The 18,006-nt window shown below is 69.5% G+C and carries 15 protein-coding genes and 1 pseudogene; 7 read left to right on the top strand and 9 right to left on the bottom strand.

Going from position 1 to position 18,006, the window contains the following annotated elements:
* The first annotated feature begins 1 nt into the window (after position 1).
* Entirely contained in the window at positions 2-400 is a 399-nt protein-coding gene (locus tag ASD47_RS12680) for a polyketide cyclase (protein ID WP_082564602.1), read from the top strand.
* Complete coding sequence (locus ASD47_RS12675) at positions 397-873, top strand: GNAT family N-acetyltransferase (protein WP_056756808.1); 477 nt, start codon at positions 397-399, stop codon at positions 871-873. Before ASD47_RS12680 ends, ASD47_RS12675 begins: the two co-directional genes overlap by 4 nt.
* 4 nt (positions 874-877) lie before the next feature.
* Here ASD47_RS12675 and ASD47_RS12670 read toward each other — a convergent pair whose 3' ends face one another.
* The 4 genes from ASD47_RS12670 to ASD47_RS12655 form a co-directional block, all read right to left on the bottom strand.
* Positions 878-2,497 (bottom strand): long-chain fatty acid--CoA ligase, encoded by a 1,620-nt coding sequence (locus tag ASD47_RS12670; RefSeq protein WP_056756805.1) that lies wholly within the window; start codon positions 2,495-2,497, stop codon positions 878-880.
* A gap of 102 nt (positions 2,498-2,599) precedes the next feature.
* Positions 2,600-4,504, bottom strand: a complete 1,905-nt coding sequence (locus ASD47_RS12665) for a methyl-accepting chemotaxis protein (RefSeq protein ID WP_056756803.1) — start codon at positions 4,502-4,504, stop codon at positions 2,600-2,602.
* A 96-nt stretch (positions 4,505-4,600) separates the two neighbouring features.
* Positions 4,601-5,659 (bottom strand): 3-isopropylmalate dehydrogenase, encoded by a 1,059-nt coding sequence (gene leuB / locus ASD47_RS12660; protein ID WP_056756802.1) that lies wholly within the window; start codon positions 5,657-5,659, stop codon positions 4,601-4,603.
* Positions 5,660-5,671: 12 nt separating this feature from the next.
* Positions 5,672-5,974 carry a putative quinol monooxygenase gene (locus ASD47_RS12655; protein ID WP_056756801.1) on the bottom strand — a complete coding sequence of 101 codons (303 nt, stop codon included), beginning with the start codon at positions 5,972-5,974 and terminating at the stop codon, positions 5,672-5,674.
* Between the two features lie 11 nt (positions 5,975-5,985).
* Here ASD47_RS12655 and ASD47_RS27010 point away from each other — a divergent pair.
* Positions 5,986-6,110: pseudogene (locus ASD47_RS27010) on the top strand (hypothetical protein); the annotation flags it as partial.
* Here ASD47_RS27010 and leuD read toward each other — a convergent pair.
* Together leuD and leuC are read right to left on the bottom strand one after the other, a co-directional pair.
* Complete coding sequence (leuD, locus tag ASD47_RS12650) at positions 6,111-6,719, bottom strand: 3-isopropylmalate dehydratase small subunit (RefSeq protein WP_056756800.1); 609 nt, start codon at positions 6,717-6,719, stop codon at positions 6,111-6,113.
* Positions 6,719-8,161, bottom strand: coding sequence for a 3-isopropylmalate dehydratase large subunit (gene leuC, locus ASD47_RS12645; RefSeq protein ID WP_056756795.1), 1,443 nt, complete (start codon positions 8,159-8,161; stop codon positions 6,719-6,721). Before leuC ends, leuD begins: the two co-directional genes overlap by 1 nt.
* A gap of 124 nt (positions 8,162-8,285) precedes the next feature.
* Here leuC and ASD47_RS12640 point away from each other — a divergent pair, with 124 nt between their 5' ends.
* Positions 8,286-9,833, top strand: coding sequence for an MFS transporter (locus ASD47_RS12640; RefSeq protein ID WP_162251639.1), 1,548 nt, complete (start codon positions 8,286-8,288; stop codon positions 9,831-9,833).
* Positions 9,834-10,197: 364 nt separating this feature from the next.
* Here ASD47_RS12640 and rplS read toward each other — a convergent pair whose 3' ends face one another.
* From rplS to ASD47_RS12625, 3 genes are all read right to left on the bottom strand, one after another.
* Positions 10,198-10,593, bottom strand: a complete 396-nt coding sequence (gene rplS, locus ASD47_RS12635; RefSeq protein WP_056756789.1) for a 50S ribosomal protein L19 — start codon at positions 10,591-10,593, stop codon at positions 10,198-10,200.
* Between the two features lie 4 nt (positions 10,594-10,597).
* Entirely contained in the window at positions 10,598-11,335 is a 738-nt protein-coding gene (gene trmD, locus ASD47_RS12630; protein WP_056756786.1) for a tRNA (guanosine(37)-N1)-methyltransferase TrmD, read from the bottom strand.
* Positions 11,336-11,404: 69 nt separating this feature from the next.
* Positions 11,405-11,599 carry a hypothetical protein gene (locus ASD47_RS12625; protein ID WP_056756785.1) on the bottom strand — a complete coding sequence of 65 codons (195 nt, stop codon included), beginning with the start codon at positions 11,597-11,599 and terminating at the stop codon, positions 11,405-11,407.
* Positions 11,600-11,892: 293 nt separating this feature from the next.
* On the opposite strand from ASD47_RS12625, the gene ASD47_RS12620 reads away from it, so the two are divergent.
* The 3 genes from ASD47_RS12620 (at position 11,893) to ASD47_RS12610 (ending at position 17,842) form a co-directional block, all read left to right on the top strand.
* Entirely contained in the window at positions 11,893-12,693 is an 801-nt protein-coding gene (locus ASD47_RS12620; RefSeq protein ID WP_056756784.1) for an isocitrate lyase/phosphoenolpyruvate mutase family protein, read from the top strand.
* Positions 12,694-12,745: 52 nt separating this feature from the next.
* Entirely contained in the window at positions 12,746-15,640 is a 2,895-nt protein-coding gene (gene polA, locus ASD47_RS12615; RefSeq protein ID WP_156402230.1) for a DNA polymerase I, read from the top strand.
* Positions 15,641-15,919: 279 nt separating this feature from the next.
* Positions 15,920-17,842 carry a methyl-accepting chemotaxis protein gene (locus ASD47_RS12610; protein WP_056756783.1) on the top strand — a complete coding sequence of 641 codons (1,923 nt, stop codon included), beginning with the start codon at positions 15,920-15,922 and terminating at the stop codon, positions 17,840-17,842.
* Positions 17,843-18,006 lie beyond the last annotated feature (164 nt).

Here is an 18,006-nt window from a genome sequence, read left to right as displayed (position 1 = left end):
CGTGACCCTGTTCGAAGCGCGTCCGATCACCGTGTCGATCGCCCGGCCGGCCGACCAGGTCTACGCCTTCGCCCAACAGCCCGAGAGCTTTCCCCAGTGGGCCGCCGGTCTCGGCGCCGGCCTGACCCCCGACGGCGACCGCTGGATCGCCCACGGGCCGGACGGCGACGTCCAGGTGCGGTTCTCGCCGCCCAACGCCTACGGCGTGCTCGACCACTGGGTGACCCTGCCGGACGGGACCGAGATCAGCATTCCCTTGCGGGTGGTGGCCAACGGCGACGGGGCCGAGGTCACCCTGACCCTGTTCCGGCCGCCCGGCATGGACGACGCCCGGTTCGCGCGCGACCAGGGCATGGTCGCCGACGACCTGGCCCGGCTGAAGGCGCTGCTGGAGTCATGATCGCCCTGCGCGGACCCCGCCCCGGCGACTATGGCTGGATCGTCCAGCGGCACGGCGTTCTGTACGCGGCGGAACAGGGCTGGGACGCCCGGTTCGAGGGGCTGGTGGCCGGCGTCGTGGCCGAGTTCATCAAGACCTTCGACCCGGCGCGCGAGGCCTGCTGGATCGCCGAGCACCAGGGGGCGCCGGTCGGCTCGATCCTGCTGGCCCGCGAGAGCGACACGGTCGGCCGCCTGCGCCTGCTGCTGGTCGAGCCCTCGGCCCGCGGCCTGGGCGTCGGCGACAGGCTGGTGGCCGAATGCGTGAGCTTCGCTCGCCAGGCCGGCTATCAGGAGGTCGTGCTCTGGACCCAGAGCAACCTGCTGCCGGCCCGCCGCCTCTACGAACGCGCCGGCTTCGAGCTCGAGGACAGCTGGCCCTATGACGGTTTCGGCGAGGGGCTGGTCTCGGAAACCTGGCGGCTGAGGTTCTAGGCGCCTACCCCATCAGATGGCCTCGCCAGGCCTCCCGCAGCACCTTCTTGTCGATCTTGCCGGTCGCCGTCAGCGGGACGGCGGCGAACACCACGTCGTCAGGCGTCCACCACTTGACGATCCGAGGCGCGAGGTAGGCCAGCACCTCGGCCTTGCCGATCGAGGCGCCCGCGTGGGCCTCGATCACCAGCAGGGGGCGCTCCTCCCACTTCGGATGCGGCACGCCGACCACCGCGGCGATCTTCACGCCCGGACAGCCGGCGGCGATGTTCTCCAGGTCGATCGAGCTGATCCATTCGCCGCCCGACTTGATGACGTCCTTCTGGCGGTCGGTGATGCGCATGAAGCCATGCGCGTCGAGCGTGGCGATGTCGCCGGTGTCGAACCAGCCGTCGGCCTGGGCGGCGTCGGCCTCCTGGCGGTAGTAGCGGCGGACCACCCAGGGCCCGCGCACCTTCAAGGCGCCCGAGGTCTCGCCGTCGCGCGGAGCCTCGGCCCCGTCCTCGGTCTCGACCCGCAGCTCGATCCCAAACTGCAGCCGGCCCTGCCGGGTCCAGATCGCCTCGTTCAGGGCGTCTTCGCCCAGGGCGGCCAGGGACGGCGTGGGCGTGGCCACCACGCCGATCGGGCAGGTCTCGGTCATGCCCCAGATCTGCAGCACGTCGACGCCGTATTTCGTCTTGAAGGTCTCGGCCATGGCCCGCGGCACCGCGCTGCCGCCGATCACCACGCGCTTGAGGCTGTCCGGCCGCTGGCCGATCTGTTCCAGATGGGCCAGGTACATCGTCCAGATGGTCGGCACCCCGCCGGTGAAGGTCACCCCTTCGCCCTGGATCAGCTCGTGCAGCGAGGCGCCGTCCATCCTGTCGGCCGGCAACACCAGCTTGGACCCACAGATCGGGGCGGTGAACGGCAGGCCCCAGGCGGTGGCGTGATAGAGGCTGGAACACGGCATCACCACGTCGAAGGCGGTCAGGCCGAAGGCGCTGGCCAGGCCGCCGGCCATGGCGTGCAGCACCACGGCGCGATGCGAATAGAGCACCCCCTTGGGATCGCCCGTCGTGCCCGAGGTGTAACAGAGGAAGGCGCCGGCGTTCTCGTCCAGCGTGGGCCAGTCGATGGTCCCGGCCTCGCCGGCGATCAGGGTCTCGTACGACATCGCCCCGACGCCGGCGTCATGGGTTCGCGCGGCGTCGGACAGCATGACGAAGGTCTTCACCGTGGTCAGGCGCGGGGCCAGGCGGGCGACCAGCTCGGCGAAATTGCGGTCGAACAGCAGGACGCCGCTGGCGGCGTGATTGATCGTGAAGACGATCTGCTCGTCCGACAGCCGGGGATTGGCCGTGTGCAGAACCGCGCCGAGGCCGGGAACGGCGTAGAACAGCTCCAGGTGCCGGTGGGTGTTCCAGGCCAGGGAGGTGACCCGGTCGCCCGGCCGCACGCCCAGTCGCGCCAGGGCGTTGGCGGCCTGGGCCGCGCGCTGGGCCAGGCCGGCATAGTCGTAGCGCCAGGGCGGCTCGTCGATCAGCCGGGAAACGATCTCGCGCCCGCCGTGGGCGGCGGCCGCATAGCGCAGGATGCCGCTGACCAGCAGCGGCGTGGTCTGCATCAGGCCCGGGATCATGGCTGCTCCTCCCTTGTCCTTTTGGGACAAGCTTAGAGCGTCGTCACGGGAAGGGTAGGCCTGGTCGAGACTTCCCTCCGCCGAACCGGCGGGCGTGGCCGGTCAGAACTCTTCCCAGCTGTCCGCCGCGACCGCCGCATTACCGTTGAACGCGGCGGCGATCCGGGTCCGGGCCGCTTGGGCCGGGCTGGCGACCGGCCGCGAGGCGGGCGTGGCGGCGACCGGGCGCGAGGCCTCGCCGCCCACCTTGAAGCGCCCGACCAGGGCGGCCAGTTCACCGGCTTCGCCCTTCAGTGAGTGGGTGGCGGCGGTGGCTTCCTCGACCATGGCGGCGTTCTGCTGGACGACCTGGTCCATCTGGTTCACGGCGCTGTTGACCTGATGCAGACCGGTCGCCTGTTCCTGGGCCGAGGCGGCGATTTCCCGGACCAGGCTGTCGATCGAGGCGACCTGGTCGACGATGGCCTGCAGCGCCTGGCCGGTCTGGCCGACCAGGCTGACGCCGGTTCCGACCTGGGCGGTCGAGGTCGAAATCAGGCCCTTGATCTCCTTGGCGGCGTCGGCCGAGCGCTGGGCCAGGGCCCGCACTTCCTGGGCCACCACCGCGAAGCCTCGACCGGCGTCACCGGCGCGAGCCGCTTCGACGCCCGCGTTCAGGGCCAGGAGGTTGGTCTGGAAGGCGATCTCGTCGATCACCCCGATGATCTGGGACACCTGCTGCGACGAGGTTTCGATCTCGGTCATGGCGCTGACGGCCTGGCTGACGATCTGGCCGGACTTCTCGGCGCCGGTCCGGGCGTTGGCCACCAGGCCGGACACCTCGTTGGCGCCCGCGGCGGTCTTGCGCACGGTGGCGGTGATCTGGTCGAGGGCGGCGGCGGTTTCTTCCAGACTGGCCGCCTGCTGCTCGGTGCGGCGCGACAGGTCGTCCGAGGCGCTGGCGATCTCTTCCGAGCCGGACCGGATGCCGCCGGTCGCCGCGTTGATGCCGCGCAGGGCGTCCTGCAGGCGGTCGGCGGCGGTGTTGAAGTCGGACTTCAGCTGGGCGGCCTTGGGGGCGAAGTCGACGCTGATGCGATGGGTCAGGTCGCCGCCGGCCAGGCGGTCGAGCGCCTGGGCCAGGGCCCCGATCGCCACGGCGTCGGCCTGGGCCTCGGCGGCCTTCTCGGCTTCGCGCTGGGCGCGCTCGGCCTCGGTCAGGCGGCGCTGCTCGACGGTTTCGCCTTCCAGCCGCGCCTTGGCGACGGCGGCGTCCTTGAAGCTGAGCAGGGCGTCGGCCATCAGCCCGACCTCGTCCTTGCGGCCGATCGCCGGGACCTCGGCGTCGTTGTCGCCCGAGGCCAGGCGGCGCATGACGGCGGTCATGCGCGACACCGGGGCGCCGATCGTGCTCGACAGCAGCCAGCCCATCAGGCCGGCGATGGCCAGGGCGGCCACGCCGCCGATCACCAGCGACTGGGTGGCCAGCATCATGGCGCCCTTCTGTTCCTTGGCGCGGATCGTCACGCGCTCGAGGGCGGCGCTCGACAGTTCGTCCTGCAGGGCGCGCAGGTCGTCCAGGCTCTTCTTGCCGATCAGCCCGGCGGCCTGGGACTTGCTCGCCGGGTCCTTCATCGCCGTCAGCGTCGGCTCGGCGACGTCGCGCCGCCAATCGGTCATGGCGGTCCGCATCTTCTGGATGCGTTCCTTCTGGGCGGCCTGGGTGGTCTTGCCCTCGAAGGCGTCCAGCGCCTTGTCGAACGCCGCGGCGTTGTCCTGGTAGACCTCGGCGAACGCGGGATCGTCGGTCAGGGCGTAGCCGCGCAGGGCGTTCTGCTGCTCGAGGATCAGGCTCATCATCGTCTCGGCCTGGCTGGCCAGGACGAGGCTGCGCTGGCTGGAGGTCGAGGCCTTGTCGATGCTCTGCAGGCTGGCGAAGACGACGCCGGACGACACCGCAAAGGCCAGGATCAGCGCGCTGAACGCGATCCCGAGCTTCGTGGAAATCTTCAGGTCCTGGAATCGCATCGCTTGCCCCGCGCCCGGTGTTGAAATCGACGCGCAGGGTTTGACCGAGAACCCTTAAGGTTACGTTGCGGGAACCTTAGGAATAACGTCGATATATCAACGACCTAGGTTCGCAAGCACGGCGTCGCCCATCTGGGCCGTCGACAGCTCGCCGCCCAGGTCGCGGGTCCGGGCCCCGCCGTCCAGCGCCGCCTTGACCGCCGCCAGCAGGGCGTCGGCGGCGTCGGCGCGGTTCAGCGACCAGCGCAGGGCCATCTCGAACGACAGGATGGCGGCCAGCGGATTGGCCACGCCCTTGCCGGCGATGTCGGGCGCCGAGCCGTGGATGGGCTCGTACAGGCCCGGCTTGCCCGCCGCGCCCAGGGCCGCCGAGGGCAGCATGCCCAGCGAGCCGGTCAGCATGGCCGCGGCGTCCGACAGGATGTCGCCGAACAGGTTGTCGGTGACGATGACGTCGAACTGCTTGGGGGCGCGGACCAGCTGCATGGCGCAGTTGTCGGCCAGGATGTGCTCCAGCTGGACGTCGGCATAGTCGCGGGCGTGCAGCTCGGTGACCACCTGCTTCCACAACAGGCCGCTTTCCATGACGTTCGACTTCTCGGCCGAGGCCACGCGATTGCCACGGCCGCGGGCCAGCTCGAAGGCCACCCGGGCCACGCGCTCGATCTCGGCGGTGGTGTAGACCTGGGTGTCGACGCCGCGCTTCTGACCGTCGCCCAGGTCCTCGATCCCGCGCGGCTGGCCGAAATAGACCCCGCCCGTCAGTTCACGGACGAACATGATGTCCAGGCCCGAAACCAGTTCGCGCTTGAGGCTGGAGGCGTCAGCCAGGGCCTCGAAGCAGTAGGCCGGACGCAGGTTGGCGTAGACGTCCATCGCCTTGCGCAGGTTCAGCAGGCCGGCCTCGGGACGCAGGTGGCGCGGGGCGTTCGCCCATTGCGGGCCGCCGACCGCGCCCATCAGCACCGCGTCGCTGGCCAGGGCCGCGTCACGGACCTCGTCGGTCAGGGGCGTGCCGTGGGCGTCGTAGCTGGCGCCGCCATAGATCCGCTCCTCGACATTCAGGTCGGGGGTGAGGGTCGCGGCCACCCGGCGCACCTCCCCGCAAACCTCGGGGCCGATCCCGTCGCCGGGCAGGAGCAGAAGCGTGGACATCGGAAAGCTCTCTTAGATGGTGCGGTAGTCTGAAACGTCGAAGGACGACATGCGGCGGTCGTGGACGCCCAGTTGCGGGAAGCACGCGCGCCAGGCGGCCATGTGCGGGCTGGCGCGGTGGAAGGCCAGGGCTTCCTCGTCGACGAAGTGCTCGAACACCCGGATCAAGCCGGGATCCAGCGGATCCTCGCTCAGCGCATAGTCCAGGCAGCCCGGCTCGGCGCGACTGCCCTCGACCTGGGCCTTCAGGTGCGGCCGCAGCTCGGCCAGGCGCTCGGGCGCGACGCGGATCGTGCCGGCCAGGATGACGGTCATGGGCGTGCGTCCTGACAGGGCGCCGCCGTGCGTCCTTCGAGGCTCGGCTGCGCCTCACTCCTCAGGATGAGGAATTCAGCACAACGTTCCTCATCCTGAGGCGCCCGCGCAGCGGGCCTCGAAGGACGCACGGCGCTCAAGCTTCCAGCCACGGCCGGTCCAGCGCCCGCTTGCTCTCGTACAGGTCGATGTCGGCGCTGTGCATCAGGGTCTCGCCGATGAAATCCAGGCCCTTGAGCATCTTGTCCTTGCGCACCGGATCGATCTCGAACCGGAAGCTCCTGCCCGAGGGCGAAACCACCGTCTGGGACTCCAGATCCACGCTGACCATGTGGTTGCCGCCCTTGGCTTCGTCCATCAGCTGGGCGACTTCCTCGGGCTTCAGCACCACCGGCAGCAGGCCGTTGTTGAAGCAGTTGTTGTTGAAGATGTCGGCGAAGCTGGTCGAGATCACGCACATGATCCCGTAGTCCATCAACGCCCAGGGCGCGTGCTCGCGCGAGCTTCCGCAGCCGAAGTTGTCGCCGGCGATCAGCACGCTGGAGCCTTTGTACTCCGGCCGGTTCAGCACGAAGTCGGCGATCTCGTTCCCCTCGCCGTCGAAGCGGAAGTCGTAGAACAGGCCCTTGGCCAGGCCCTCGCGCTCGACGGTCTTGAGGAACTGCTTGGGGATGATCTGGTCGGTGTCGATATTGGCCAGCGACAGCGGCGCCGCGCGGCCGTCGAGACGGGTGAAGGCCTGCATCAGACGGTCTCCTCAAGCAGGGCGCGCACGTCGACCAGGTGGCCGGCGATCGCCGCCGCCGCCGCCATGGCCGGCGACACCAGGTGGGTGCGGCCGGCGCGGCCCTGGCGGCCCTCGAAGTTGCGGTTGCTGGTCGAGGCGCAGCGCTCCTGCGGGGCCAGCTTGTCGGGGTTCATGGCCAGGCACATCGAGCAGCCCGGCTCGCGCCAGTCAAAGCCCGCGGCCTTGAAGATGGCGTCCAGGCCTTCGGCCTCGGCCTGTTCCTTCACCAGGCCCGAACCCGGCACCACCATAGCCTTGACGTGCGGAGCCACCAGCCGGCCCTGCAGGAAGGCTTCCTGCACAACGGCGGCGGCGGCGCGCATGTCCTCGATCCGGCTATTGGTGCACGAGCCGATGAAGACGCGGTCGATGCGGGCCTCGCTGATCGGCTGGCCGGCGGTCAGGCCCATATAGTCCAGCGCCCGGTGAGCGGCGGCGCGCTTGTCGGGGGTGGCGAAGCTTTCCGGATCCGGGACGTTGCCGGTCACCGGGATGACGTCCTCGGGCGACGTGCCCCAGGTGACCATCGGGACCAGGGCCGAGCCGTCGATCACCACGGTGCGGTCGAAATGGGCTTCCGCGTCGCTGACGAAGCTCTTCCAGTACGACAGCGCCATGTCCCAGGCCGCGCCCTTGGGGGCCGAGGGCTTGCCCTGGATATAGGCGAAGGTCTTGTCGTCGGGCGCGACCAGGCCGGCCTTGGCGCCGCCCTCGATGGTCAGGTTGCACAGCGTCATGCGGCCTTCCATCGACAGGTCGCGGACCACCGGACCGGCGAACTCGATGACATAGCCGGTGCCGCCGGCGGTGCCGATCTCGCCGATCACGGCCAGGGCGACGTCCTTGGCGGTGACGCCGGGACCCAGCTGGCCGTCGACGCGGACCAGCATGTTCTTGGCCTTCTCCTGGCGCAGGGTCTGGGTGGCCAGGACGTGCTCGACCTCGGACGTGCCGATGCCGTGGGCCAGGGCCCCGAACGCGCCATGGGTCGAGGTGTGGCTGTCGCCGCAGACGATGGTCATGCCCGGCTGGGTGCGGCCCTGCTCGGGGCCGACCACGTGGACGATCCCGTTGCGGATGTCGCCCATCGGGAAGAACTCGATGCCGTTGTCCTGGACGTTGCGCGCCAGGGTCTTCAGCTGCAGGCGGGCCTCGTCGTCGGCCACGGCGTCGACGCCCTTGGCCTGGCCCTCGGTCGGGATGTTGTGGTCGGCGACGGCCAGCGTGCGGTCGGGCCGGCGCACCTTGCGGCCGGCCGCGCGAAGCCCGGCGAAGGCCTGCGGGGTGGTGACCTCGTGGATGAGGTGCAGGTCGATATAGAGGATCGCTTCGCCGTCCTGTTCGTTGACGACGTGAGCGTCCCAGATCTTGTCGTAGAGGGTCTTGGGTGCGCGGGTCATGATACCCGGGCATCTAGGCCTTGAGACGGGGCGCGTAAAGCGAGGAAACGCCGAAAATTCACGCGGGCCGGCGGCAGGTTGGATCAAACTGCCTCGGCCGAGCCATGCAAAGGCCTTGCTGCGCATGTTTCTTGCCCCGACGCCCAGCCTGAGCGAAGAAGACCGCGAGCGCGGCCTGCGACATCTGGTCCGCGAGGCGGGGTTCTCCAACGCCGTCACCGCGGTGACCAGCGGCGTCATCCTGACCGCCTTCGCCCTGCAGCTGGGCGCTTCCAACACCACGATCGGCCTGCTGGCGGCGGTGACCTTCTGGGTGCAGCTGCTGCAGCTGCCCGGGGTGCTGCTGGTCGAGGGGCTGCGGACCCGCAAGCGGATCTCGGTGCTGGCCAGCCTGATCAGCCGCTGCGCCCTGGTCGGCATGGCCCTGCTGGCCCTGACCGGCGGCGGCCCGGCGGCCCTGGCGGGGCTAGTGGCGGCCCAGGTCTTCTATTGCGGGATCGCCACCTTCGGCGGCTGCGCCTGGAACGCCTGGGTCCGGGACCTGGCCCCCGAGCAGCGGATGGGCCAGATCTTCGCCAAGCGGACCATCAACGCCACCGTCGTCGGCCTGGCCGCCAGCCTGGCCGCCGCCCTGGCCCTGGACCGCGCACCGGAAGGCTCGTTCCTGCGCCCGTTCGTGTTCGCCGGCCTGTACTTCGCCGCCTTCCTGGCCGGCCTGCTCAGCTGCCGCGAGCTGGCCCTGACCCCCGAGCCGCAGATGCCCGCCCCGGCCGAACGGGTGAGGCTGATCCCGCTGCTGCGCGCGCCGCTGAGGGACAGGAACTTCCGCCGGCTGATCGCCTTCCTGGCCAGCTGGCAGTTCGCGGTGAACCTGGCCACGCCGTTCTTCACGGTGTTCTTCGTCAAGCAGCTGGGGCTGTCGGTCACCTTCGTGGTGGTGCTCAGCGTGGTCAGCCAGGCGACCAACGTCCTGGCCCTGCGCAGCTGGGGCCTGCTGTCGGACCGCTTCGCCAACAAGTCGGTGCTGGCCGTCGCCGCCCCGCTGTTCATCGCCTGCATCGCCGCCATGGTCGGCGCCTCGCAGATCCACGAGCGGTCCTGGGTGATGGCCTATCTGATCGCCCTGCACGCCTTGATGGGCCTGGCCACCGCCGGGGTGACCCTGTCGTCGGGCAATATCGCCCTGAAGCTGTCGCCCCGCGGCTCGGCCACGGCCTATATCGCCGCCAACGCCATGATCAGCTCGGCCGCCGCCGGCCTGGCCCCGCTGCTGGGCGGGGTGTTCGCCGACTTCTTCGCCGCCCGCCGGCTGGAGATCCTGCTGCGTTGGACAAGCCCCGGCGACGTGCTGACCCTGGTGCCGCTGCGGATCTCCAACTGGGACTTCTATTTCCTGATCGCCGCGATCCTGGGCCTCTACGCCCTGCACCGCCTGGCCATGGTCAAGGAGCAGGGCGAGATCGACAACCGGCTGATGGTCGGCGAGGTGCTGGCCCAGGCCCGCCGCGACGTGCGCAACGTCTCGCCGATCGCCGGCCTGAAGATGCTGACCGACGTGCCCTCCGCCCTGCTGCGCGACGCGCGGGTGCGCAAGCGCCTGCAGCGGATGCGCGACCGGCGAGACTCCCGCCAGGGCGCCCCGCCCAAGCGGCGGCGGGCGGGGGCGCGATAGGTCAGCGCGCGCCGAGATGGGGACGCGCCCTCGCGGCCTGTCCCCGAACGCTCTGTCTCGGAACGCTCTGTCTCCGAACGCTCTGTCTCCGAACGCAAAGAGGGCGCGCCCTGTGTTTGCGGCGCGCCCTCATATCGCATTTCCTTCGGTGGCCATGACGCCGTTTCCGAAGAGGGCCACTCCCTAGCAAGGGGGCGGTCTATAAGCCCGTCGCCTAAGCGGTGGGGGTACGTTCACCAAACACCAGACAACGATGTTTTGTCAATATATTCGTGCGCTTGCACTCAAGCTTGACCACTGAAATCCATAAGAAAAAGGCCCCGGCGTTTCCGCCGGGGCCCTGATCTTCGGCAAGTCGCCAAGCCTATTCGGCGTCGGCGGCTTCCACCTTGCGGACGTTCGAGCGTTCGGCGATCCGGGCCGACTTACCGCGACGGTCGCGCAGGTAGTACAGCTTGGCGCGACGGACGACGCCGCGACGCTTGACTTCGATGCTTTCGATGCTCGGCGACAGCAGCGGGAACAGACGCTCCACGCCTTCGCCGAACGAGATCTTGCGGACGGTGAAGCTCTCGTGCACGCCGCCGCCCGAACGGGCGATGCAGACGCCCTCATAGGCCTGGACGCGCTCGCGCTCGCCTTCCTTGATGCGGACGTTGACGCGCAGGGTGTCGCCCGGCTCGAACTCGGGGATGGCGCGGGCGGCCAGCAGACGCTGGGCTTCTTCGCGCTCGAGTTCCTTGATGATGTTAGCAGCCATAACTCTAGTCTCCTTTGGGCTTACCCGTTTTCGGGCCGCCTTTTGCCTGTTGATTGGCGAGATGCGCTTCCCAGAGGTCTGGACGCCGCTCGCGGGTGGTCTCTTCACGCATGGTTTTCCGCCACTGGGCCACCTTCTTGTGGTCGCCCGACAGCAGCACTTCGGGGATGTCGAGCCCTTCGAACGTCCGCGGCCTAGTGTACTGCGGATGCTCGAGAAGCCCGTCCTCGAAGCTTTCTTCCTGCGTGCTCTCGAAATTGCCCAGAACCCCTGGAGCCAATCGAACGCACGCCTCGATCACGACCATCGCCGCCGCCTCGCCACCGGCAAGAACAGCGTCTCCGACCGAGACCTCCTCGAACCCCCGGGCGTCGAGCACCCGCTGGTCCACCCCCTCGAAACGGCCGCACAGGACGATGACGCCCGGAGCCTTGGCCCATTCCTTGACGCGCGCCTGGGTCAGGGGCCAACCCCGGGCGCTCATGTACAAAAGCGGCCGCCCACCGACCTCCACGCTGTCCAGCGCGGCGGCGATGACGTCCGCTTTCAGTACCGCTCCCACGCCGCCACCCGCGGGGGTGTCGTCGAGGAAGCCGCGCTTATCCTTGGAAAACCCCCGAATGTCCAGTGTTTCCAAACGCCACAGGTCCTGCTCCTTCCATGACGTGCCGATCAGCGAGACGCCGAGCGGGCCGGGAAAGGCCTCGGGGAACATGGTCAGGACGGTGGCGGTGAACGGCATGGGCGCTCCATAGCGCCCAAAGCCGCTGGAAATCTAGGTCAGGCCCGGATTCTTGGGCCAGGACGTCCCTCAGGTCAGGATCGTCTTGGGCAGCGGCTTGCCGGCTTCGGCGGGCATCAGCGGCGGGGCCAGCTTGACCGGCTCACTGGTCGGGCGAGCGGGCGGCGCGACAGGATGGGCGGGGGCCACGGCCAGCACGGCGGCGGTGGTCAGGGTGGCGGCGACGAGCGCCGTACCGACACGGATCTTCTTCCATGAAACCATGGGCCAGGGTCTTCCTGTGTTTCGGGTCGTTCGAACCAAAGCCCGGGAGAGGAGGAGGTTCCCGTTTTTGCGGCGCAGGCGAACCTCCTGCCTCTAGGCCAGGCAATTGACCTCGCCAAGGCGGCAATACGACGCGTTCGCCGCAATTGGCGGATCGCCGTTTTCTTGGGCGCCCTCTGCCAGGGTCCGCCGCCAACGGATGTCAGCAGCCGGTCATCAAGGTCCGATTTCCGCGAGACGGCCGGGGCGCGATTGCCGATAGTCCGTCCGCCTGCCCTTTCGGAGCCGCCGCCATGACCACGATCGCCGACCGCTTCCACGCCCTGCACGCCGGCCCCGACGTGCTGCTCCTGCCCAACGCCTGGGACGCCGCCAGCGCCGCCCTGATGGCCGACGCGGGGGCCAAGGCCGTGGCGACCTCCAGCGCCGCGGTGGCCTGGGCCCGGGGCTATGTCGACGGTGACGCCGTCCCCGTGGCGGCCGTGGTCGACACCGTCGCGAGCATCGCCCGGGTGGTGTCGGTTCCGGTCACCGCCGACATCGAGGGCGGCTACACCGACGACCTGCCGACCCTGGCCGAGACGATCAAGGCGGTGATCGGGGCCGGCGCGGTGGGGATCAATTTCGAGGACGGCCGGCGTGATCCGGACCTGCACGCCCGCAAGATCCAGACCGTGCGCGCCACCGCCGACCAGACCGGCGTCAACCTGTTCATCAACGCCCGCACCGACGTCTATCTGGCCAAGTTGGCCGAGGGCGAAGCGGCCTTGGCCGAAACCCTGCGCCGCGCGGCGCTGTACGCGGACGCCGGGGCCAGCGGGATCTTCGTGCCCCTGCCGATCGAGGAGGACGTGCTGTCCAGGCTCGCCGCCGGCGTCGCCCTGCCGCTCAACGTGATGGGCCGCCCCGGCATGCCTTCGGCCCAGCGCCTGGCCGAGCTCGGCGTGCGCCGCCTGAGCTCGGCCACCGGCCCGTTCACCGCCGCCTATGGCGCGATGCTCACCGGGACCCGGGCCTTCCTGGCCGACGGCGGCGCCACGACCTATGCGGCGTTCGGCAAGGACCTCCCCAACCTGAACGCCCGGTTCGGCTAGAGCGCGTCTGAGGGTGTTCCCGCGCGGGCCGCGACCGCCTATCTTCCCGGCCATGACCGACACGCTCGCGCCCGATTCCGCCGCCCTCCCCGGGGCTGACCGCCCCCTGACCCAGGACGGACCCGCCGTACGGCTGTTCCTGGTCGACGGCTCGGCCTATCTGTTCCGCGCCTACCACGCCCTGCCGCCGCTGACCCGCAAGAGCGACGGCCTGCCGGTCGGCGCCGTCCAGGGCTTCTGCAACATGCTGTGGAAGCTGATGCGCGACATGCAGGGCGACGCGCCCACGCACCTGGCGGTGATCTGGGACCACTCCGAGAAGACGTTCCGCAACAACCTCTATGACAAGTACAAGGCCCATCGGCCGCCGCCGCCCGAGGACCTGATCCCGCAGTTCCCGCTGGTGCGCGAGGCCACCCGCGCCTTCGGCGTGCCGGCCATCGAGCTGCCCGGCTACGAGGCCGACGACCTGATCGCCGCCTATGCCTGCAAGGTCCGCGACATGGGCGGCGAGGCCGTGATCGTCTCGTCCGACAAGGACCTGATGCAGCTGGTCGGCGAAGGCGTGTCGATGTTCGACCCGATGAAGGGCGTCCGCATCGACCGCGAGCAGGTGTTCGAGAAGTTCGGCGTCTATCCCGAACGGGTGGTCGACGTGCAGTCGCTGTGCGGCGACAGCGTCGACAACGTCCCCGGCGCCCCCGGCATCGGCATCAAGACCGCCGCCCAGCTGATCAACGAATACGGCGACCTCGACACGCTGCTGGCCCGGGCCAGCGAGATCAAGCAGCCCAAGCGCCGCGAAACCCTGATCGAATACGCCGACCAGATCCGGCTGTCGCGCGCCCTGGTCAAGCTGGACTGCGACACGCCGCTGCCCGAGCCGGTCGACGACCTGGTGGTGCGCGAGCCGGACAAGCAGGTGCTGGCCGACTTCCTGGAGACCATGGAGTTCCGGTCCCTGGCCCGCCGGGTCGGCGACGGCAACGCCGCCGCCGCGCCGCGCACCCTGGACCGTCCGCCCGCCCAGCCCACCGCGCCGGTGCTGTCGGTGTCGTACGGCCGGCCCGCCGAGCGCGCGGCGACCCAGGCCGTAACCATCGACCACGCCGCCTATGTCTGCGTGCGCGACCTGGAAACTCTGAACGCCTGGGTGGCCAAGGCCACGGCCAAGGGCGTCGTCGCCTTCGACACCGAGACCGACGCCCTGTCGTCGGCCACCGCCGGCCTGTGCGGCGTGTCGCTGGCCATCGCGCCGGGCGAGGCCTGCTACATCCCGGTCGGCCACTGCGAAAAGGACGGCCTGGCCCTGGAGGCCGCCGCCGACCTGGTCCAGATCCCGCTGGAAGAGGCGATCGCCGCCCTCAAGCCGCTGCTGGAGGCTCCGGCGGTGCTGAAGGTGGCCCAGAACGCCAAGTACGACATCGCCGTCCTGGCCCGTCACGGGATCGAGGTGGGGCCGATCGAGGACACCATGCTGATCAGCTACGTGCTGGAAGCGGGCCTGCACGGCCACGGCATGGACGAGCTGTCGGAGCTGTGGCTGGGCCACAAGCCGATCCCGTTCAAGCAGGTCGCGGGCTCGGGCAAGGGCCAGATCAGCTTCAAGCACGTGGCGCTCGACCAGGCCACCGCCTACGCCGCCGAGGACGCCGACGTCACCCTGCGGCTCTACGAGGTGCTCAAGCCCCGGCTGGCGCGCGAGGGCCTGCTGACGGTGTATGAGACCTTGGAGCGCCCCCTGCCCGCCGTGCTGGCGGCGATGGAAAACGAGGGCGTCCGGGTGGATCCCGAGACCCTGCGCCGCCTCTCCAACGAGTTCTCGATGCGCATGGCCCAGTTCGAGGCGCGGGCCCAGGAACTGGTCGGCCGGCCGTTCAACCTGGGCAGCCCCAAGCAGATCGGCGACGTGCTGTTCGGCGAAATGGCCCTGAAGGGCGGCAAGAAGACCGCCACCGGCCAGTGGTCCACCGACAGCGACGTCCTGGAGGCCCTGGCCAACGACCACGAACTGCCCCGCGTCCTGCTGGACTGGCGCCAGCTTTCCAAGCTGAAGGGCACCTATACCGAGAACCTGATCGCGGCCATCGCCCCGGGCGGCGCCAACCGGATCCATACCTCCTACGCCCTGGCCTCGACCACCACGGGCCGCCTGTCGTCGTCCGACCCGAACCTGCAGAACATCCCGATCCGCACCGAGGAAGGCCGCAAGATCCGCAAGGCCTTCGTGGCCGCGCCGGGCAAGGTGCTGATCAGCGCCGACTACAGCCAGATCGAGCTGCGCCTGCTGGCCCACATCGGCGACATCCCGCAGCTGAAGAAGGCGTTCCAGGAGGGCCTGGACATCCACGCCATGACCGCGTCGGAGATGTTCAACACGCCGATCGAGGGCATGTCCAGCGAGGTGCGCCGTCGGGCCAAGGCGATCAATTTCGGCATCGTCTACGGCATCTCGGCCTTCGGCCTGGCCAACCAGCTGTCGATCCCGCAGGGCGAGGCCGGGGCCTATATCAAGACCTATTTCGAGCGCTTCCCCGGCATCCAGGCCTACATGGAGGCGACCAAGGCCTTCGTGCGCGAGCACGGCTACGTCACCACCATCTTTGGGCGGAAGATCAACATCCCCGACATCGGCGGCAAGTCGGTGGCCCACCGGCAGTTCGCCGAACGGGCGGCGATCAACGCCCCGATCCAGGGGGCGGCCGCCGACGTCATGCGCCGGGCCATGGTCCGCATGCCCGGCGCGCTGAAGGCGGCGGGGCTGTCGTCGAAGATGCTGCTGCAGGTGCACGACGAACTGGTGTTCGAGGCGCCGGAAGCCGAGGCCGAGGCCACGATCAAGGTCGCCCGCGAGATCATGCAGGGCGCGGCCGAGCCGGCTGTGGCGATCTCGGTGCCCCTGACGGTCGAGGCGCGCGCCGCCGCCAATTGGGACGAGGCGCACTAATTTTTTCGCGCTGCGGGAAGCGCCGCCACAGGTAGAGCGCCCTTCCCCGCGAAGCGCTCTACGCCTTTGACTATGCAATCTTGGATAGGGGGCGCACGGTGGAGGCCAGGCGGCGCCAGGGCTTGGTCCTCCGGCCTGCGACCTTGCGCCACAGTACAGTTAAGGGCGTGGAAACCCTGGTCCGGCCACAGAGAAGGCGTGCGACGTGCGCTTCTGGCTGCTGCTTAAATACCTGTGGTCCAAGAGTTTTTGCGTCGCGATCTCAAGAGGAGCGCGCCCATGAACTTCGGCGATCTGAAAATCCCCCATAAGCTGATGGCCGTGTTCGCCGTGATGCTTTCGGCGATCGCGGTGATGGGCGTGACCCTGTTCGTCAACCAGACGAAATACGAAGCCTCGATCGAGCGCACGGAGCGGGCCTACCTGTCGCTGCGCGCCGCCGACACGGCCGCGTTCCGCCTGACCCGCCAGGAAAACTCGCTGCGGGGCTTCCTGCTGTCGGGCGACGAATACTACGTTAAGCGCCTGGAAGAGGCTCACAAGCCGAAGTTCCTGGCCGCCCTGGAGCAGCTGCGCACCCTGGCCAAGGGCGACGAGGCCCAGATGGCCCGGATCGCCGACGTCGACACCGCCTACGCCAACTACCGCAAGGTCGCCATCGAGCCCGGCGAGACCCTGGCGCGCGATCCGGCCACCCACCAGCAGGCCGTCGACCTGGTCAAGCACGACGGCGTCGCCGACCAGTCGGTCTCGGTGGTCGAGGACAATATCGAGCTGATCGTCAAGAATTCCGAAGCCGTCGTCGCCACCGAGGCCGCGGCCCAGAAGAAATCCGCCCTGGAGGCGCGCCTGACCCTGGCGATCGGCATCGGCGTCGCCATCGCCATCGCCCTGGGCGGCGGGCTGCTGCTGTCGGGCTTCATCGCCGCGCCGGTGACGGCCATGACGGCGGCCATGCGTCGCCTGGCCTCGGGCGACAACGGCGTGACCATCCCCGCCGCCGGCCGCAAGGACGAGATCGGCCAGATGGCCGCCGCCGTCGCCACCTTCAAGGAAGCCGCCCTGGCCAAGATCCAGCTGGAGGCCGTCGCCGAACAGACCCGCCTGACGGCCGAAAGCGAGCGCGCCGCCAACGACGACGAGCGCCGCGTGGTCGCCGCCGAACAGAGCGCGGTCGTCGATCAGCTGGCCTCCAGCCTGGCGCGCCTGGCCCAGGGCGACCTGACCTGCCGCATCGACGCCGAGTTCGCCGGCCGCTATCGCCAGCTGCGCGAGGACTTCAACCTGGCGGTCGAGAAGCTGCGCGAGGTCATGGGGTCCATCATCGTCTCCACCAAGGGCGTGCGCAGCGGCTCCGACGAGATCGCCGACGCCTCCGACAGCCTGGCCCGCCGCACCGAGCAGCAGGCCGCCTCGCTGGAAGAGACCGCCGCCGCCCTGGACGAGATCACCGCCACGGTGCGCAAGACCGCGTCCGGCGCCAAGGAAGCCTCCACCGTGGTCGCCACCGCCCGCACCGACGCCGAGGAGTCCGGCCGGATCGTCGGCCAGGCGGTTCGGGCCATGACCGAGATCGAGACCTCGTCCGCCCAGGTCAGCCAGATCATCGGCGTCATCGACGAGATCGCCTTCCAGACCAACCTGCTGGCCCTGAACGCCGGGGTCGAAGCGGCGCGCGCCGGTGACGCCGGCCGCGGTTTCGCGGTCGTGGCCCAGGAAGTGCGGGCCCTGGCCCAGCGCTCGGCCGAGGCCGCCAAGGAGATCAAGACGCTGATCTCGACCTCGACCCAGCAGGTCGAGGCGGGCGTCGACCTGGTCGGCCAGACGGGCAAGGCGCTGCAGCGCATCGTCACCCAGGTGGCCTCGATCGACGGCCTGGTCACGGAGATCGCCGCCTCGGCGGTCGAGCAGTCGACCGGTCTGCAGGAGGTCAACAAGGCGGTCAACCAGATGGACCAGGTGGTCCAGCAAAACGCCGCCATGGTCGAGGAAGCAACAGCGGCCAGCCACTCGCTGAAGAACGAAGCCAACCAGCTGGCGGCCCTGGTCGACCGCTTCCGGGTCGGCGACGCGGCGGCCGCCGCCGTTCGCGCGCCCGCGCCGCGACCCGCCCCGGCCCGCGCCGCMCCCGCCGTTCGGCCCGGCCGCTCCGGCGGCGGCGCCGCGCTCGCGACCAAGGTCGAGGACTGGGAAGAATTCTGATCGGCGTTCCCACGACGATCGGATGAGGAAGGCTCCCCGGATCGGCTCCGGGGAGTTTTTTCGGTCTAGCTGTCGAAGCTATGAAGGTTGTTCACCCGGGGAGCGGCTGAGAAGCTGGGGTTGCGAAGCTCCAACCTTGGCCGGAGGTCTCCCCGGATGAACGT

Origin of the sequence: Caulobacter sp. Root1472 (assembly GCF_001426985.1) — a bacterium.
GTDB classification, from domain to species: Bacteria; Pseudomonadota; Alphaproteobacteria; order Caulobacterales; family Caulobacteraceae; genus Caulobacter; species Caulobacter rhizosphaerae.
The sequence above is the reverse complement of the archived record's forward strand: the minus strand, read 5'-3'. Positions and strand labels throughout refer to the sequence as shown.

What these genes read in the sequence shown, in the direction of transcription:
- ASD47_RS12640 (WP_162251639.1), top strand. Translation starts at nt 8,286, where the DNA reads ATGTTTCTTGCCCCGACGCCCAGCCTGAGCGAAGAAGACCGCGAGCGC.
- leuD (WP_056756800.1), bottom strand. Translation starts at nt 6,719, where the DNA reads ATGCAGGCCTTCACCCGTCTCGACGGCCGCGCGGCGCCGCTGTCGCTG.
- polA (WP_156402230.1), top strand. Translation starts at nt 12,746, where the DNA reads ATGACCGACACGCTCGCGCCCGATTCCGCCGCCCTCCCCGGGGCTGAC.
- ASD47_RS12665 (WP_056756803.1), bottom strand. Translation starts at nt 4,504, where the DNA reads ATGCGATTCCAGGACCTGAAGATTTCCACGAAGCTCGGGATCGCGTTC.
- rplS (WP_056756789.1), bottom strand. Translation starts at nt 10,593, where the DNA reads ATGGCTGCTAACATCATCAAGGAACTCGAGCGCGAAGAAGCCCAGCGT.
- ASD47_RS12675 (WP_056756808.1), top strand. Translation starts at nt 397, where the DNA reads ATGATCGCCCTGCGCGGACCCCGCCCCGGCGACTATGGCTGGATCGTC.
- leuC (WP_056756795.1), bottom strand. Translation starts at nt 8,161, where the DNA reads ATGACCCGCGCACCCAAGACCCTCTACGACAAGATCTGGGACGCTCAC.
- ASD47_RS12655 (WP_056756801.1), bottom strand. Translation starts at nt 5,974, where the DNA reads ATGACCGTCATCCTGGCCGGCACGATCCGCGTCGCGCCCGAGCGCCTG.
- leuB (WP_056756802.1), bottom strand. Translation starts at nt 5,659, where the DNA reads ATGTCCACGCTTCTGCTCCTGCCCGGCGACGGGATCGGCCCCGAGGTT.
- trmD (WP_056756786.1), bottom strand. Translation starts at nt 11,335, where the DNA reads ATGCCGTTCACCGCCACCGTCCTGACCATGTTCCCCGAGGCCTTTCCC.
- ASD47_RS12670 (WP_056756805.1), bottom strand. Translation starts at nt 2,497, where the DNA reads ATGATCCCGGGCCTGATGCAGACCACGCCGCTGCTGGTCAGCGGCATC.
- ASD47_RS12620 (WP_056756784.1), top strand. Translation starts at nt 11,893, where the DNA reads ATGACCACGATCGCCGACCGCTTCCACGCCCTGCACGCCGGCCCCGAC.
- ASD47_RS12625 (WP_056756785.1), bottom strand. Translation starts at nt 11,599, where the DNA reads ATGGTTTCATGGAAGAAGATCCGTGTCGGTACGGCGCTCGTCGCCGCC.